The following is a 16,074-nucleotide window of genomic DNA, read 5'->3' as shown; positions in this document are numbered from 1 at the left end:
ACAATCCCGCTTGATATGCAATCCAGCTGGGAGAGGAGCTTCGTCTGTCGGGCAAAAGATCGTTAGAATCTAACCCGGGATTCCAACGCCTTCAAATGATCCCGAGCTGTCGGACCCAGCCTACCTGAAATCCCGCGTTTTGACCTTGATGTTGTCGATGTGAAGATCGGGAATATAGATATCGCGGCTGCGCAGCCCCTTGGGCGGTAGCTCGCGCGGATCGGGCCCGGAGCCGCCATTGGATATCTGGTCGCCGCGGGCGTACGGCACCGGAAAGCTGCCCTCGCGTTCGCCGACGCTGGCGAGCTCGGTTGATAGATCGCTGATCTTGCGAGCGACGAGGTGGACCACCCCGCCTTCGCGCTGGATGCGCCCCCGGACCGCGACCATGCCCGCCGACAGCACCGTGCGCCGGTGCTGCTCGAACACTTTCGCCCAGACGACGAGGTTCGCGATTCCGGTCTCGTCCTCTATCGTGATGAACATCACACCCTTTGCCGAGCCCGGGCGCTGCCGGACAAGCACTATGCCCGCCGCTTCCAGCCATCGACCGTCGCGGGCTTCCATCGCCTCTGCGCAGGAAACTATGCTGCGGCGGCGCAGGTCATTACGAAGGAAAGAGATCGGATGGCTGCGCAGCGTCAGGCCGATGTGGCGGTAGTCTTCCACGACCTCGCCGCCGGCGGTCATCGGTCGCAGCGCCACCGCCGGTTCGTTGATCTCGGGCACGATCTTGGCCTCTTTGGCCGACGCAGCAGCGAATAGAGGCAGGGGTTCGTCGCGCAGTGCCTTGATCGCCCACAGCGCCTCGCGCCGCGCGAGACCAAGTGCTGGCCGGAACGCGTCGGCCTCCGCGAGCTGGACAAGTGCGGCCTGCGGCACGCCGGCGCGGCGCCAGAGATCGTCGACGGAGGCAAACGGCTGATCGGCGCGTGTCGTGACGATCTTGCTGGCGTGGGTGTTGGCAAGTCCGCGCACCATACGCAGCCCAAGCCGAACGGCGAAGCCTGCGTCATCGGAAACAGGCTCGAGCGTGCACTCCCAGCGCGAGGCGTTGACGCAGGCCGGCCGGATGTCGATGCCGTGCGCGGCCGCGTCGCGCACGATCTGCGCCGGTGCGTAGAAGCCCATCGGTTGGCTGTTCAGGAGTGCAGCGCAGAAAACGTCCGGGTGCCAGCATTTGAGCCAGGCCGAGGCATAGGCGATCAGCGCGAATGAGGCGGCGTGGCTCTCAGGAAAACCATAAGAGCCGAAACCTTCGAGCTGCCTGAAGGTCTGCTCGGCGAACCCCCGCTCATAGCCATTGTCTACCATGCCCTCAATCAGCTTCGTCTTGAATGACGAAACCCCGCCCGTGAACTTGAAGGTGGCCATCGATTTGCGAAGCATGTCCGCTTCGCCCGGCGTGAAGCCGGCGCATTCGATGGCGACGCGCATTGCTTGCTCCTGGAACAGCGGCACGCCGAGCGTCTTGCCGAGCACCTTTTCGAGCTCCGGCTTCGGATAATGCACCGGCTCCAGGCCTTCCCGCCGGCGCAGATAGGGATGGACCATATCGCCCTGTATCGGCCCGGGACGAACGATCGCGACCTGCACCACCAGATCGTAGAAGGTCCTCGGCTTCAGCCGCGGCAGCATGGACATCTGCGCCCGGCTCTCGATCTGGAAGGTGCCGAGCGTATCGGCCTTGCGGATCATGGCATAGGTGCGCGGATCCTCCGCCGGGATGGTCGCAAGGTCGAGCCGGATGTCCTTGCAGTCAGCGAGAAGATCAAGGCCCTTCTTCATACAGGTCAGCATGCCGAGCGCCAGCACGTCGACCTTCATGAATTTGAGCGCGTCGATATCGTCCTTGTCCCATTCGATCACCTGGCGGTCCTTCATGCTGGCCGGTTCGATAGGCACCAGGTCGTCGAGGCGGTCGTGGGTAAGCACGAAGCCGCCGGGATGCTGGCTGAGATGGCGGGGGGCGCCCATCAACTGACGGGCGAGGTCGAGCGTCAGCCGCAGGCGGCGATCGGCGAGGTTGAGGTTTAGATCCTCGACATGGCGTTCCTCGACGCCCTCTTCAGACCAGCCCCAAACTTGGCCGGACAAAGTGCGGATGAGATCTTCCGGCAGGCCGAGCGCCTTGCCGACATCGCGCAGCGCGCCCTTGGTGCGATAGCGGACCACCGTCGAGCACAATGCCGCGTGGTCACGGCCATAGGTGTCGAACACCCACTGCATGACGATCTCGCGCCGCTCGTGCTCGAAATCGACGTCGATATCCGGGGGCTCGCGGCGTTCCTCGGAGACGAAACGCTCGAACAAGAGATCGTTGCGGCCGGGATCGATCGAGGTGATGCCGAGCACATAGCAGACCGCGGAGTTGGCGGCCGAGCCACGGCCTTGGCAAAGGATGTCCTTCGACCGCGCGAAGCGAACGATGGCGTTCACGGTCAGGAAGTAGGGCGCATAATCGAGCTTCTCGATCAGCCGCAATTCGTGGCGCAGTGACGCGATGACGCTGTCAGGCAAACCCTCGGGGTAACGGGAGTCGGCGCCCTGCCAGGTCAGCTTTTCGAGCGCCTGCTGCGGTGTCAAAGACGGGTCGTCGCGCTCCTCCGGATATTGGTAGGCGAGTTCGTCGAGCGAAAAGCGGCAGCGGTTGGCGATCTCGATGGTGCGCGCCAGCGCCTCCGGGTAGCGCGCGAAAAGCCGGTGCATCTCCTGCGGCGGCTTGAGATGGCGGTCTGCATGCCGCTCGCGGCGGTCGCCGAGCGCGTCAATGGTAACATTGTGCCGGATCGCGGTGACAACGTCCTGCATGGTGCGGCGGCCTGGCTCGTGGAAGAGCACGTCGTTGGTGACGACGCACGCCACCTTCATCTTGAGGGCAAGTGCCGCCAGGTCGTGGATGCGAAGCTGATCGTTGGGCCGGCGCCTGAGCGTCAGCGCCATGTACGCCCGATCGCCGAATGCCTCGCGCAGGTGCCTGAGGCGCAGCGCCAGGGTCTCATCGGCCAGATCGGGCAGGAGAACGGCGATGAGGCCGGCGCCATAGGCGACGACGTCGCTCCACGCCAGCCGGCATTTCGCTTTTCCGGCGCGTCCCTTGCCAAGCGAGAGCAGCCGACACAGCCTGGAATAGGCGTCGCGATCCGTTGGGTAGACAAGCAGCGACGTGCCGTCATCGAGGTCAAGCCGGCAGCCGACGATGAGCCGCACGCCAGTCGTCCTGGCGGCCTCATGGGCACGCACGATGCCGGCGAGGCTGTTGCGATCAGCGACGGCCAGCGCCTCGATGCCGAGCAGCGCTGCCTGCGAAAACAACTCCTCGGCCGAGGAGGCGCCGCGCAGGAAGCTGAAATGCGAGGTGACCTGCAATTCGGCATAACGGACCTCGCTCATCCGAACACTCCGTGCAGGAACCAGCGGTGCGAGCCCGTTGCCGCATCCTCGCCGTCGCCGGCGCGGTAGAGCCAGTAGCGCTCGCCGGCTTCGTCCTCGACCCTGAAATAGTCGCGCACCGCGACAAGCTCGGCGTCGCGCTTCCACCATTCGCCGAAGACCCGCTCCGGACCGTCCGCGCGCTTCACGCGTCGGCGCACCCCTCGCCAGGTGAAGGACACTGGCGGATGGTCGGGCAACAGCGCCACCGTCTCGACCGGATCCGGCTGCGCCAGCAAGCGCGAGGGCCGCGGCCAGTGACCGGGCCAGCTCGCGCCGGTGTCGGCCGCCATCGCCGGAATCTTGCCAACCGAACGCTCCGGCACGTCGCTGGCGACGGGTGCAAGCCGATAGACGGCGCGCTCGCCGACGCGGTTCATCAGCGTATCGATGAGTTCGGAGACGTCGGGCACGGTCTCCTCGACGAGGGAACTCACGGCCTGGCTGCGCTCCAGAGGCTCAGCCGCCGTCGCCGCCAAGATCATCATCTCGATGCCGAAGCCGGCCGCGATGGTCTCGATCTTGTCACAGAGCAGCCGCGTCAACCGTTTGGCATCGCGAACGGGCATCGCCATGCCGACACGGATCGCCTGGGCATGGCTGTCGACGCGCCGGCAGATGAGATCGAGACGGCGCGCGCCGATGCCGCGCTGTTCCATCAGGTTGCAGAGCTGGGCGACGAGCTTGCCGATGTAGCGCGCGATTGTCTCGGCCGCGCCGATAGGCTCGGCGAAGGCGCGGCGGACTTCGATGATGTCCGGCGGACGAACCGGGTCGATCGGCTCGGCGACGGCGCCAAGGGCCTGATCGATACGACGGCCGATCTCCGGACCGAAGCGCAACGCAAGCGGGGCGCGCGGCTGTTTCAGGAGATCGCCGATCCGTTGGAAGCCTAGCTTGCGCAGTTCGGCCGCCGTCGAAGGCGCGATCCGCAACGCCTCGAGCGCGAGCGGTTCGAGGATCGATTGACCATGGCCGGCCGGTGCGATGCGGATGCGATGGCCGCCATAGCGGGCCATTGCATGCGCCGCACCCCAGCTGTCCGCGATCGCGGCGCGGGCGACGATGCCGGACATGGCCAGACGTCCGACCATGCCCTCGAGCATCATGGCCTCGCCGCCATGGAGATGGTCGGCGCCGGTCGTGTCGATGACGATCCCGTCGGGAGGGTCGGGCGCTAGGATCGGTGCAAATCGAAGCATCCAGACGGCGAGCCGCTCGAGCGCCTTGGCATCCGCTTGCGGATCGGCGTCCTGGATCGCGAGGTCCGGCACCAGCACCTGCGCCTTCGTCACGGGCATGCCGGGGCGCAGGCCGGCGACGAGTGCGGCGGCGTCGGCGGCGAGCACCAAGCGCCTGTTTTTATCGCGGCCGATCAGGACGAGCGGAGCCTCAGCTGGAGGCGCCCCATCGCCGGCCTTGCGCCGCACCCTGTCGGTCGGCCAGGTCGGCAGGAACAGCGAGACAACCCGTGCCATCGCACGCCTCCAATTCGAAATCGGCACTTTCGCCCGCGCGGGCGCGGATCAATTCGACCAGCCATCGGTGACGGCCGACGCCAGGTACAGGCAATGGCGCCGATGGCAGGACCGAGACGCGCCAGCGTGTCATGGCTGCCGTCGGCTGCCCGAAATCGGCCGCCTCCGCCTGCCGCCGCCATCTCCGCAGCGCGATGCCGATCGTGTGCGCTTCCTCGGCGGCAAGCTGCAGCCGCCGCGAAGCGGTCATGGTCAGGCGCGCGACCTCGCCGACGACCGCGCCCAGCCCGCCATGCCGGATGCCTTCCTCCATGCAGGCGAGGATCGTCTTGTCGTCGCCGGCCTCAACATAGATGACCCGGTCAGGTTTGAGGCCGGCCTGCGCCAGCGCTGGGGCGAACAAGTCTGGGCGGGTGATGCACCACAAGACCTTGCCCCGCGTTCGCGCCGCCACACCGCCGGCGAACAGCGCTGCTGCCGCACCGTCGATGGCGCCATTGCCGCCGCCTGCGATTTCATGCAGCGCGCCGAGCGCCAGTCCGCCGCCCGGGAGTCGTGCGTCGATTTCGGCTATTCCGAAAGGAAGTACAGATATGGCGCGCCGGCCTCGGCCCTCGATCTTCTCGATCCGCGCGCGCAATGACTCTATGGCGGGCTCCGGCCGCAAGATGGTGGTTGACCTCCAAGAAAGCGTATATAAGAATGTTCTCTATTTGTTCTACGATTGGTGAACGAGAGTCAAGTGGGCATCAGCGAGCCGCTGGCGTGTTTCGCGGCGCCGCTTGCGAAATTACAGGCTGCTTCGACAACACAAGGGCGGCGTTAAGCCTCATCTCAGCCGTTCAGCCCGTCATAGCGCGACTCCAGAAGCAGACGATCGTTCAGTATTCCTGCCGCATTCACTCGTTCACTGTTTTTTTGGGCGTTCCCAATCGTAGCTTTGGGCCGATTGACGTGTGAAGCCGTAGTCGCAGCATAATCTGATCGATTTCTCCTCCATTTCGAGAGTACGCATCATTCCACTGAAAGCGCGACTCAATTGCTTTGCCAACGATGTGCAATTCGCTACAAACTCTCCAGGGGGAGATTCCGTGCGCGAGACGATATTTGAACATGTTACGGTGTGGTGCCGATGAACCTGCTCGGCCTGCGCCTTATTGCGCAAATCATGAACTGGACCGATGACGGCGTGGCGACGGCCGAGTATACTTGGCTGCGGCTAATGGCCTCGACTAAATATGACGGCTACAGCGATTTCCGAGCGGGATCCCGCTTTATCGAAAACCTGGCAATCTGGCTGAAACAGTTCGATGCCGAGGACCGCCAGACGGCCTATGATTTCATTAAGCACCGGCTCGTCTACATCTCCAATGCAGAGCTTTATCGCGTGATCGAGGCCTTTTATCCAGAAACGGTGACGCCGCATCTGCGGCGCCTTGCCGCCAAGCAGGCCGGCATCCCACCCCATGAGGTTTGGGGCAGCAGCGATGGGGTCGCAGCCTTCAAGCGGATTAAGCGACGCTCGCTATTCATAGGCATGAGCGACGGCAGCCGTATCGACATCATGCGGCGCGCCAACAGCGGCCGCATCACCCAGGAGCAGGTCGTGCCGATGATGAATATCGGCATCGAGAAATGGCTCGATCTTGCGAAGAAAATCAAGGAAGCCGACGCTGGCGACGAGCAGTTCGAGCATGTCTACCTGATCGACGATTTCACCGGCTCAGGTACGACCTTCATTCGCTTCAAGGATGGCGAGTGGAAGGGCAAGCTGCAAAAATTCAACGACATGCTGATCGGTGCGCGCAAGGCGGTTGAGGCACAGGGAAAGACCTTTCCGATCGTCGAGAATTACGCGCTGCATATTCATCATTATATCTCGACCACCCAGGCGCACGAGGCGCTACTCCAACGCACCAAATTGGCCAATCTCGAATGGGCGGACCGAACCTTCGGGTCAATCGATGTGACCCAGGGCACCTTGCTGCCCGCCTCGCTCAAACTCAATCCAGGCGCTGACGACGCCGTCATCGCGCTTTGCGAAAAGTACTATAATCACGCTCTCTACCTTCGGCTGATCGAACATGCTGGCGAGGCAGAGCAGGCCGATCTCAAGATGGGTTATGCCGACTGCGCCTTGCCGCTTATCCTTGAGCACAACACACCTAACAACAGCATTCCACTACTCTGGGCGGAAACGACCAATGAAAATGGTCACGCGATGCAGCCCTTGTTTCGTCGGCGTGATAGGCACGGCTGACCATGGCAAATCCATTTCTCCGCCGCGCCACCGAATACATTCGTGACGACACTACTTTCCTGGAGATCGTGAGTCCGGCGCCACTCACCACATTCCTGGCCGAGCATCCTCGCAAGGCCGACATTTTTGATCTGCCCATCCGCATTGTCGGCGCGCCGGGAAGCGGCAAAACCATGCTGGCCATGCTGGCCGAGTTTCGCCTCGTCGAAACGATCCTGCGCGACCCCACCAACGACACTAACAAGCAGCTTTCCATAGCCCTCGCCGGCGCTGGGTTTCTGCAAGACGGGAAACCCGGGGTCGCAGCTGTCCGCATTCCTATGGAATCCGAGTATCGCGACTTCTGGGAGTTGCCCTATGAGGACAGCGTCAAAACCAAACTCGCCCTGTGGCTGGTCCAGGCGCGCACTATGCTCGCTCTGCTGCGCGGCCTAACCAATGGCGACCATCGCCGGCTCGAGGAGATTCGCTTCATCGCCCGGGACGCATCGGAAGCGCACCTCGAGCAGATCGGCGGGCTGACCGCGACCGGCATTCGCGACCGCGCGCTCGAAGTGCAGCGCGCCATCTATTCAATCGGAGCGAGCTTGCTGCCGCCCGACATCGACAAATTGCCGAAGGCAGCGACTGAACCCTATCAGCCTTTCGAATGCATCCAGGAGATCGATATTCCGTGGATGGGAGAGCGTCTGACGGTCAAGCCGCTCGCTATCCTAGACGACGTACACGCGCTTCACCCAGACCAGTTCGAGCAGATCTTCACCGCGCTCGCGCGACGAGAGATCAAATTCGGACGCTGGCTGATGATGCGGCTCGACGCCCTCAGCCCTGGCGCCGTGTTCCGGTCGGCTCGTAGTGTCGCCACGCATAATCTCAAGCCCGACCGCGACTATGTCGATATCTTCATGCAGGGCGGCGAAAGCCGCGACAAGGAGCGGCGGCGCTTCCGCGACATGGCGGCGGACATGGCAGACCGCTACCTCCCGCGCGTCACCGCCTTCCGCAATCGCAACCTTCCGCCATTTCGACGGCTTGTCCCCGACGAACCACCACGCCTGTCTGAGGCGAAGCTGCGCGAACTCGCGGCTCTCGTCGAGCGCGATCAGCAGCGCTTCGACGTAACTCCGGCGCGGCGCATCTCGATCGAGGAACTGGTGGCCGGCTATCTTGCGGGGACGCAATCTGGCGACCGTGAGCCGGAGGTCGCCCTTGCCATGGTCCGAGTCCTGATGGCGCGTTACGCCAACCGCGTTTCCGATCAGCAGGTATCACTGTTCGAGGACTTTGATCCAGAGCCGCGGACACCGCTCAAGGCGAATGCGCCGGTCGCCGAGGCCGCCAGGCTGCACCTCCACGCGCTGAGCGGGCGTGCCTTCCACTACGGTTTCGACACGCTGTGCGACGCAAGCAACGAAAATGCCGAGCTGTTCCTCCAACTCGCCGGCGCGCTAGTCGCACGCATGGAAACCCAAGCGATCCGGGGACGAGCGCTGGCGCTCCCGGCGAGTGCACAACAGGATGTGCTGAGCGCCAAGGCTGTAGAAATAATGGATGGTTGGGCGTTCCCCTTCGCACGCCGTGTCCGCGCGATGGTCGATGGCATCGCGTCGGACTGCCGTGAAGTCTCGCTGCTGCCCCACGCCCGTCTCGGTGCCGGCGCGAATGCGGTTGGTGTTCTGGAAGAGGAGATGGCCAAGCTTCTACTCTCAAACGACGAGCTTGCGCTCATCCTCAAATATGCCGTCGCCCATGGCGCGATCGAGGTCACTCGGGACTATGGCCAAGGAAGCAAGAACTGGTGCCTCATCGAGCTCAGCGGCGTGGTCGCACTCTCGCATGGGCTGACCTTGCACCGGGGCGGCTTCCTCGAGCGCGATGTTGGCTATCTGCGCGAGCAGGGGGGCTAGGATGGCGCATAACCATTGGGAAAACTGCATCGCCCACTTCGATGCGCAGGTCGACGTGTTCGCAGGGGAATACTTTGGGCGCACAGACGTCCATTGCTTGCTGGTGGCCGCCGCGGGCTTCGACCCCCGATCGCTCGGTATCGCGACGCTTCTCGCCGGTCATCTTGGTGAACGTCTCAAGGGCCTATTCATCCGGGAGGAGCGAGGTACCCCGGACGCGAGTCTCGTCGCGGCGGCCGATCAGAACGCTGTACTACTTAGAGGCCTAGTGCCCGGTTGCGAAATTGCCACGGTTGATATTTTCGGCAACGATAATGCGCCGATCGCCGGAGCGCGCATCGCTTCGGTCATCCGTGGTCACAGCATCGCCGCTGAAACCACCGACATCGTGCTCGACATGACAGCGCTCTCGATCGGCGTCGCGTTTCCCGCCGCGCGCCTCCTGCTCGACTATTGTGAGAGCTGCGGCATCGCTTTCCACATCATGATCGCGTCTAACCCAGAGCTGGACGATGCCATTGCGAGCGAACCGGGTGATCGTCCGATTGCCGTTCGTGGCTTTGCCGGCACCGACCAAAGCGACGCGAAGCTGGAGATCGCGCGAATCTGGGTCCCACAACTGGCCAAAGGGCGCACACGCGCGCTCACTGATATCGGCCGTTCGATCCGCGGCACCTATAAGATCTGTCCGGTAGTGCCGTTCCCGGCACGCGATCCGCGCCGGGCGGACGCGCTGATCGCCGAATATGAGGCTCAGCTCGTAGACGAGTGGCAGGTGGACCCGCGTGATCTCGTATATGTCTCCGAATCCAACCCGTTGGATTGCTATCGGACCTTGAGCATACTCACCAAACGCTACTCCGACGCGGTCGAGCAGGTATTCGTACCGTCGATCATCCTCTCCCCCGTCGGCAGCCGTGTAATGGCCGCAGGGGCGCTCATGGCCGCGATCGAACATGACCTTCCCGTCCAGTATATCGAGACTGTGCGCTACGACTTCGATCCGGAAAAGCCCGCGGTCGCGGCGACACCCGACATGCGCGTCCACCTGCTCCTGTCCGGCCCTGCCTATAGCGAACTTGGCGCTGCATCCGCCGCACCGGCCGCTGCGCCAGATACCGCTGAGACAGTGAGGGACAAAGCAGTATGACCCGATTCGCCGAAAAGCTCGACACGCTGCTGCGCACCGCCGAGTTGGTCGCGAGCGCGGATTTGCGCGTGCTGGCCGAGGCGCTTCGGCAAAGTCGGCACCGCCAGGTGGTGGCGATTGGGTCCGGTGGCTCGGCGATCACAGCGCAGTACTTCGCGCGGTGTAGGGAAACGCTGTTCGAAGCAGCAACCCACGTAGTGACCCCAGCCGAATTCGTCCTCGCCAACGACGAACTTAAGCAGAGTGATGTCTGGTTATTCAGCGCCGGCGCCGACAATGCCGATAGCATCGCCAGTGTGGCCGCCGCTCGCTCGCGCGGTGCCGCACAAATCCATCTACTGACGCGCAACGCCACTGGCGCTGCGGTTCAGGCCATCTCCGCAGACCCTGGCAACACAGTGACCAGCATTCCGGTCGCCGATGCGAAGGACGGGTTTCTCGCCACCCATTCGCTCATTGGTTCGGTCCTCGCACTCTTGTTCGCCAGCGATCTGGTATCGGCCGATCCATTGGGCGAGGCGCTCGTTGCAGCTGTAATCAAACGTCTGCGCGAGTGGATGCACCCAGCAACCCGGCAGGCCATGCAGGCTCAACTCGCCGATGTGCGGAGTGACGATGTCCTGCTGATCGTCGCCGATCCCCAGCTTTGTGCCGTCGCCGAGCTTATCGAGACCTCCGCCTGGGAGGCTGCGCTGTGCCCGATCCAGCGAACCGACCTCCGCAACTTCGCCCATGGTCGCCACACCTGGCTGCATCATAGAGGCGAACGAACCGTCATCCTCGGGCTGATCGGCGATGATAGCCGCGAGATATGGGAGCGCGCGAACTCCCTGTTGCCACAGGCGCTACGGCGCCATGTCTTCGACTTCGGCAATGCCGGGCGCATGCGCACAGCGGCCGGGATTGTCGAAGGCCTAGTAATCGTCGAGGCGATCGGGGCCGCGACCGGCATCGATCCAGGAAAGCCGGGTATCGGCGATTTTGGCCGAAACCTCTACGAGGAAGACGGATTACTCGCTCTTGCGCGTGAGCTTGGGCCAGCGGTCCGACAAAAGCGCTCGGCCGCACTCGAGCGCGATGATGTGACCGACAATCACGTCTGTATCCGGGCTGCCTGCGCCGCGCGACGCGGCGTGCTTGCGGACGCTCGGGTCGGCGCGATCGTCCTCGACTATGACGGCACGATCATTTCTGATGACGAGCGTTTCGGACATCCCCGGACTGCTATCGTCGATGAGCTTGTACGCCTCCATGCGATTGGCGTGCGCATTGCGATCGCCACCGGGCGCGGCGGGTCGGGTGGCAAGGCGCTGAGCGCCGTACTTCCGGTGACGATGCGCGATCACGTGCTCGTCGGCTATTACAACGGTGCTTATATACAGCCTCTCAGCATCGACATCGAGGTGGATCGACCAGCGTCCGATCCAGACCTGGCGCAAAGCTACGCTTGGCTCGAATCACATCCCGAATTATTCTCTGGAGCTTTCGAGGGGCGGTTCAGCGACGTGCAAATTTCGATCAAGCTCGATAATCTCGCTGATCGCTTGGCCTTTCCGGCGGCTCTCGCAGACTGTCCGTCCATCGCGTCCGGCGCCGTTCGGTTTAGGCGCTCAGGCCACAGCATCGATTTCTTTGCGGCCGGCACCAGCAAGCTCAGCGTCGTCGACCGCGTGCGGCAGACGTTGCCGAACGACTTAGCAATTTTGTGCATCGGCGATAGTGGCGGGCGCGATGGTAATGACAATGAGTTGCTATCGCACGCCCATGGGATCAGCGTTGGAACGGTCTGCGACCGCCACGACGGTTGCTGGACTCTGTTCGGCAAGACGCTAACCGGTCCCGAGGCGCTGCTGCGCCTGCTCCAGGCCTTGGAACGTGATGGTGACGGATGCGTTCGTATAGATGTGTCTTCATTGGGACTCGACAGCTTTGCCGAAATAAGTGCAATTGCAGAACATTATGATCCCACAACGTGACGTGATTGATGTCGTCGGCACCGGTTTTACGGTGCTCGATCGGCTTTACGCCGACGGCGATCTTACCGCCGAGGCGCTTGGCGGGTCGTGTGGCAACGTGCTCGTGTCGCTTGCCATGCTTCAAAGGCAGGTCACGCCGGTTTTGGCACTTGGGCTGGATGAGATCGGTGAGCAGTTGCTTGCCGAGTTTGAGATCGCCGGCGCCGATACACGCTACATCCATCGTCATCCTGGACGCCGCTCTCCGGTCTTGCGCCAGGAACTCGACACCCGTTCAGGCCATCACAGCTTCAGTTTCACCTGCTGCGACACTTTCGAGGAATATCCGCGCTATCAGCCGATCGGCCACGAGGAGCTGCAATCTGCGATGGTCGCGTTAGAAAATTGCACACTCTTTTACACTGATCGCCTGTCGCCGGCGATCCTCGACGCGATGGCGCAGGCTTACCATGGCGGTGCGATAATCTATTTCGAACCGTCCGACATCGATCACGCGCTATTCGACGAAGCGCTCGCGATCACTAGCGTGCTTAAATATTCCTCGGATCGTTTGGGCCCCGAGCTCGACGATAAGGTAGCTGCCAGCGCGGCAATGGCGATCGTTACTTACGGCGCCGATGGCCTCGAACTCCGTCACGGTCGTGAGCGGATCTGGTGTGCGGCCTATCCTGCCAAGCAGGTGACGGACACTTGCGGATCAGGCGACATGGTGAGCGTCGGGCTGATCGACTGGCTATTGGCCCGAGCCACGCCGCGGCTCGCGGCCCTGGATATCCATGACCTGATGGGCGGCGTAGTCGCCGGCCAGCGGCTCGCGGCGGAAAATTGCGCATTTGCCGGCGCGCGGGGCGTGTTCCGGCAGCGCGACGTCTCTTATGTGCGGTCCATCCTAGAGCATGCGCGTCGCGATTTCCCGACCTAGGCCGCCGCCGCCACCGGCGTTTCGCGGCGGAACTGCGCGCGCAACTCCATCAACAGCACGCCGAGCATATTCTTGCCGACCCCGTTCACTTCGCCCCAAAGGCGATTGACATCATTGTCGACGGTGGCGCTCTCCACCAAACGAGCATCGCCTGTAGAGAGCAGCAGATTGCGCAGGTCGGGATGCTGCTCGAACTTGGCCCGGAGCACCCCGCGCATTCGGTCGAATTTGCCGACCGACCAGCCTGGCGCGACATCCCAATAATACAGGCCGTGCGCGGCCATCGCTAGTAATGCCGGGGACGGCGCACTCATCAGCCAGTCGCGGACAGCCTTCTTGCGCGGCTTCCCCGCCTGGTAGGCATGCTCGCTCGTGGCGAAGCGCTGACCCTCAAACTCGATTTCGCACCGATAAAGATTGCTGAACGCACCGTAGGGCCGCTCGCTGGCTCGATAGAAGCGGATTTCATCTGCCATCATGTGCCTCTTGCAAATTTGCACATTTTGTTACATGCAAATCTGCATGAAGGCAAATGAAAATCAGATTTCTGTACTCCGCGCAAGAATCGTCGCAGCGCGCACCGATTGCGCACTCACTGACACGCAGATCGGCGCTGTAGTTGGGGTGCATGCCAGCCAGGTCGGCCGCATCACGCGTGGCAAGTTTCGCCGCATCAGCGAAAGCGTGGTGCAAATTTGCAAGGTATTGGGGCTGGAAATGGACTCAACCGTGATCGAGCCCAACGCCGAAACTGCCGCCTGGACGAAGTTGCAGGCGAGCTTACGCGGCCTATGGGACAAGACCCCTGAGGGTGCCGACAAGATCGTACGAGTGCTCGATACCATCGGGGCGCTTCGCGAGCGCTAACCTCTTGCTGTCGCTCGTCTGGGATTCGGTGAGATAGATCAGCCTGCGCCATCTGTGCGGACGTTTGGTCTCGCTGCGTCTTTCCGAAATCTGCCAAGCAGCTTCCGGCCCCAAACGAGACATTCGCTGTATACGACCGTGTGCGGCTGGTGCCGGATCGGCGCAAGCTTTCTTTTAGATCTCGCCAAATCGCCTTCGGTGGAGATATGGGCCACTAACGCGCTTCATATCTCTTGATGGCCAGTGCTGCCGTCGCCTCTCTCCCTCATTTCATAGAGCTCACCAACGACCTCTCGAACTGGCTGATCTGGCCCAAGGACGGCTGAAGCCTCGACCGCCTATGCCGCAACGGTGCGTCGCGCGTTTCTTCCCCTGGGCAAGGCCATTCCTCGCGGAACCAAGAAACGCGCGCCTGCGCCATCCTCCGCTTTGCTGCGGTCGCAAGCGATGCGGCGGCGGTCGCCTTCGGCCTCTCGATCGCCATCGAGGTCGCATGGTGCGGGCTCGGAAACGAAGAACGGAGACTGAAAATGGCTACCATCGGCACTTTCAAGAAGACCAATGCGAACGAGTTCACCGGCGAGATCGTCACCCTCAGCGTCCAGGCCAAGGGCGTGCGCATCATTCCCGACACCCGGGCCAGCGGCGAGAATGCTCCAAGCCACCGCGTGGTGGTCGGCAAGGCCGAAATCGGCGCCGCCTGGTCCAAGCGCTCCAACGAGGGTCGCGACTATCTCGGCCTCAAGCTGGACGATCCGAGCTTCACCGCTCCGATCTACGCCAACCTCTTCTCTGACGAAGAAGGCGAGGGCCACAGCCTCATCTGGTCCCGCCCCAACCGCCGCAACGGTGAGTGAACTGGCCAACGCCTCGCCCGGTATCGGGCGAGGCGTCTCCTGCCGGAGTTCGCGGAAGTTTGCCTATGAATAATCGGAACGGCGGGAGAGGCGCACGCCCACACCGCCACCATTCTCTGGGATAAACTGAATACCTGCGGATTCGAATGCGCGTCGTAACGCGTCAATAGTGACTCTGTTTGCTCTTATCGGGCCGGCCTGAGGCTCTAGTCGCTTGATTGTCGCGAGGGAAACCTTCGACTGTTCCGCAAGCGTTTTTTGATCCCATTGAAGCAAAGCGCGTGCGGCTCGCATTTGTCCGCTTGTAAGTTCATCTATACCAAAAGTATCATTTGATGCCATGGGGCTTGATTTTTTGTCCGCGTTCATCTAAATCACCACTGTTACCGACGCATGTGGCCCGGGAGGGGTGACCTCCAAGGTCTGCAATGCTGCGGCGAAACGGTCGAGCAGAGTGCAGGAACACCCGTGCCCGACCTGACCAAAACCAAGCTGTGTAGAGCTCGGATCATGGCTGATTCCGACATTACCACGACTTTGCCTTCCGTCACGCGTGGACGGAAATCGCGCAGTTCGTTGACCGCAGGGCATCCTAAGCCTTTGGCTGGCCATGGAGCCGAAAATCAGCCGTCAGCCGATCCCGCCCTCGTTCTGTCCCTTGCCTGGATTGATGCGCACGTTGCGATGCTGGCTTCTTGTGTCCGGCAGCAGCAGGCGGACGAGGGGCTCTTAAGGCGCGGCGCGATCTTGTCTTCCGACGAAGTCATTGGGCGCGAGGAGGGGGCTGACGCCGACTGTGGCGGTCTCGATGCCCGGACGACGGAGCAGGATGACGCTGAAAAGGCAGACGCCTTGCTGGCTGAGATTGTGGCGACGCCAGCGCAGTCCTTGGCGGGCGTGGTCGCCAAGCTCGCGGTCATCCTTCGGGAGGCGACTGACAACACCGACCTTTGCGAATTTCCGCTGCCGCACATCCGCTCGGCCTTGGCCGATCTGCGGCGCCTCACGCATGAAACGATAAGCGACGAGCCTACCGGCTGGCCCGCAGGCGATCAGTCTATCGGCGTGCTGTTCGAGCAGCCTGCATCATCTTTCGCCGCCTGGCGCGCCTTCAGCGCTTGGAGCCAGGGCGATGATGACGCGTATCGCGCCTGGACGGACACTTTCAAGACACTGCAAGGCGCGAGCCAGTAGGCACCGCAAGTCTAGGCCTGACTGCTCGGCG

13 protein-coding genes are annotated in these 16,074 nt (G+C 62.6%); 8 read left to right on the top strand and 5 right to left on the bottom strand.

What is annotated here, in order from left to right; translation table 11 throughout:
* Positions 1–120: 120 nt before the first annotated feature.
* Genes EN824_RS28805 through EN824_RS28795 form a run of 3 tightly spaced genes read right to left on the bottom strand, consistent with a single transcriptional unit; the run spans position 121 to position 5,577 of the window.
* Positions 121–3,393: an error-prone DNA polymerase gene (locus tag EN824_RS28805; protein WP_135917357.1), complete on the bottom strand. Its 3,273-nt coding sequence runs from the start codon at positions 3,391–3,393 to the stop codon at positions 121–123.
* Positions 3,390–4,910: a DUF6504 family protein gene (locus EN824_RS28800; RefSeq protein WP_135917359.1), complete on the bottom strand. Its 1,521-nt coding sequence runs from the start codon at positions 4,908–4,910 to the stop codon at positions 3,390–3,392. The genes EN824_RS28805 and EN824_RS28800 overlap by 4 nt, the downstream gene beginning before the upstream one ends.
* Positions 4,825–5,577, bottom strand: a complete 753-nt coding sequence (locus EN824_RS28795; RefSeq protein ID WP_135906805.1) for an ImuA family protein — start codon at positions 5,575–5,577, stop codon at positions 4,825–4,827. The genes EN824_RS28800 and EN824_RS28795 overlap by 86 nt, the downstream gene beginning before the upstream one ends.
* Before the next feature lie 465 nt (positions 5,578–6,042).
* Here EN824_RS28795 and EN824_RS28790 point away from each other — a divergent pair, with 465 nt between their 5' ends.
* From EN824_RS28790 to EN824_RS28770, 5 genes are read left to right on the top strand one after another with little or no spacing between them, the layout of a single operon-like run.
* On the top strand, positions 6,043–7,170 hold the full coding sequence (locus EN824_RS28790; RefSeq protein ID WP_135906806.1) for a hypothetical protein: 1,128 nt from the start codon (positions 6,043–6,045) through the stop codon (positions 7,168–7,170).
* 2 nt (positions 7,171–7,172) lie between these two features.
* Positions 7,173–9,077 carry a hypothetical protein gene (locus tag EN824_RS28785; RefSeq protein ID WP_135906807.1) on the top strand — a complete coding sequence of 635 codons (1,905 nt, stop codon included), beginning with the start codon at positions 7,173–7,175 and terminating at the stop codon, positions 9,075–9,077.
* A gap of 1 nt (position 9,078) precedes the next feature.
* Entirely contained in the window at positions 9,079–10,227 is a 1,149-nt protein-coding gene (locus EN824_RS28780) for a hypothetical protein (protein WP_135917361.1), read from the top strand.
* On the top strand, positions 10,224–12,203 hold the full coding sequence (locus EN824_RS28775; protein ID WP_135917362.1) for an HAD hydrolase family protein: 1,980 nt from the start codon (positions 10,224–10,226) through the stop codon (positions 12,201–12,203). Before EN824_RS28780 ends, EN824_RS28775 begins: the two co-directional genes overlap by 4 nt.
* Entirely contained in the window at positions 12,187–13,125 is a 939-nt protein-coding gene (locus EN824_RS28770; RefSeq protein ID WP_135906810.1) for a PfkB family carbohydrate kinase, read from the top strand. Before EN824_RS28775 ends, EN824_RS28770 begins: the two co-directional genes overlap by 17 nt.
* Here EN824_RS28770 and EN824_RS28765 read toward each other — a convergent pair.
* Positions 13,122–13,601 (bottom strand): NADAR family protein, encoded by a 480-nt coding sequence (locus EN824_RS28765; protein WP_135917363.1) that lies wholly within the window; start codon positions 13,599–13,601, stop codon positions 13,122–13,124. The two genes, EN824_RS28770 and EN824_RS28765, sit on opposite strands and share 4 nt — an antisense overlap.
* A gap of 46 nt (positions 13,602–13,647) precedes the next feature.
* On the opposite strand from EN824_RS28765, the gene EN824_RS28760 reads away from it, so the two are divergent.
* On the top strand, positions 13,648–13,992 hold the full coding sequence (locus tag EN824_RS28760; protein ID WP_135906812.1) for a hypothetical protein: 345 nt from the start codon (positions 13,648–13,650) through the stop codon (positions 13,990–13,992).
* A 530-nt stretch (positions 13,993–14,522) separates the two neighbouring features.
* Complete coding sequence (locus EN824_RS28755) at positions 14,523–14,849, top strand: DUF736 domain-containing protein (RefSeq protein ID WP_135917364.1); 327 nt, start codon at positions 14,523–14,525, stop codon at positions 14,847–14,849.
* A gap of 63 nt (positions 14,850–14,912) precedes the next feature.
* Here the strand turns inward: EN824_RS28755 and EN824_RS28750 are convergent, their stop codons facing one another.
* Positions 14,913–15,218, bottom strand: coding sequence for a transcriptional regulator (locus EN824_RS28750; RefSeq protein ID WP_245511644.1), 306 nt, complete (start codon positions 15,216–15,218; stop codon positions 14,913–14,915).
* Between the two features lie 99 nt (positions 15,219–15,317).
* On the opposite strand from EN824_RS28750, the gene EN824_RS28745 reads away from it, so the two are divergent.
* Positions 15,318–16,043, top strand: a complete 726-nt coding sequence (locus EN824_RS28745) for a hypothetical protein (protein ID WP_245521035.1) — start codon at positions 15,318–15,320, stop codon at positions 16,041–16,043.
* Positions 16,044–16,074 lie beyond the last annotated feature (31 nt).

The sequence above is a fragment of the Mesorhizobium sp. M8A.F.Ca.ET.181.01.1.1 genome, from assembly GCF_004792025.1.
GTDB lineage: Bacteria > Pseudomonadota > Alphaproteobacteria > Rhizobiales > Rhizobiaceae > Mesorhizobium.
The sequence above is the reverse complement of the archived record's forward strand: the minus strand, read 5'-3'. Positions and strand labels throughout refer to the sequence as shown.

Excerpts from the sequence above, each read along its gene's own strand:
- EN824_RS28770 (WP_135906810.1), top strand. The coding sequence starts at position 12,187 with ATGATCCCACAACGTGACGTGATTGATGTCGTCGGCACCGGTTTTACG.
- EN824_RS28785 (WP_135906807.1), top strand. The coding sequence starts at position 7,173 with ATGGCAAATCCATTTCTCCGCCGCGCCACCGAATACATTCGTGACGAC.
- EN824_RS28755 (WP_135917364.1), top strand. The coding sequence starts at position 14,523 with ATGGCTACCATCGGCACTTTCAAGAAGACCAATGCGAACGAGTTCACC.
- EN824_RS28805 (WP_135917357.1), bottom strand. The coding sequence starts at position 3,393 with ATGAGCGAGGTCCGTTATGCCGAATTGCAGGTCACCTCGCATTTCAGC.
- EN824_RS28800 (WP_135917359.1), bottom strand. The coding sequence starts at position 4,910 with ATGGCACGGGTTGTCTCGCTGTTCCTGCCGACCTGGCCGACCGACAGG.
- EN824_RS28780 (WP_135917361.1), top strand. The coding sequence starts at position 9,079 with ATGGCGCATAACCATTGGGAAAACTGCATCGCCCACTTCGATGCGCAG.
- EN824_RS28750 (WP_245511644.1), bottom strand. The coding sequence starts at position 15,218 with ATGAACGCGGACAAAAAATCAAGCCCCATGGCATCAAATGATACTTTT.
- EN824_RS28775 (WP_135917362.1), top strand. The coding sequence starts at position 10,224 with ATGACCCGATTCGCCGAAAAGCTCGACACGCTGCTGCGCACCGCCGAG.
- EN824_RS28760 (WP_135906812.1), top strand. The coding sequence starts at position 13,648 with ATGAAGGCAAATGAAAATCAGATTTCTGTACTCCGCGCAAGAATCGTC.
- EN824_RS28790 (WP_135906806.1), top strand. The coding sequence starts at position 6,043 with ATGAACCTGCTCGGCCTGCGCCTTATTGCGCAAATCATGAACTGGACC.
- EN824_RS28765 (WP_135917363.1), bottom strand. The coding sequence starts at position 13,601 with ATGGCAGATGAAATCCGCTTCTATCGAGCCAGCGAGCGGCCCTACGGT.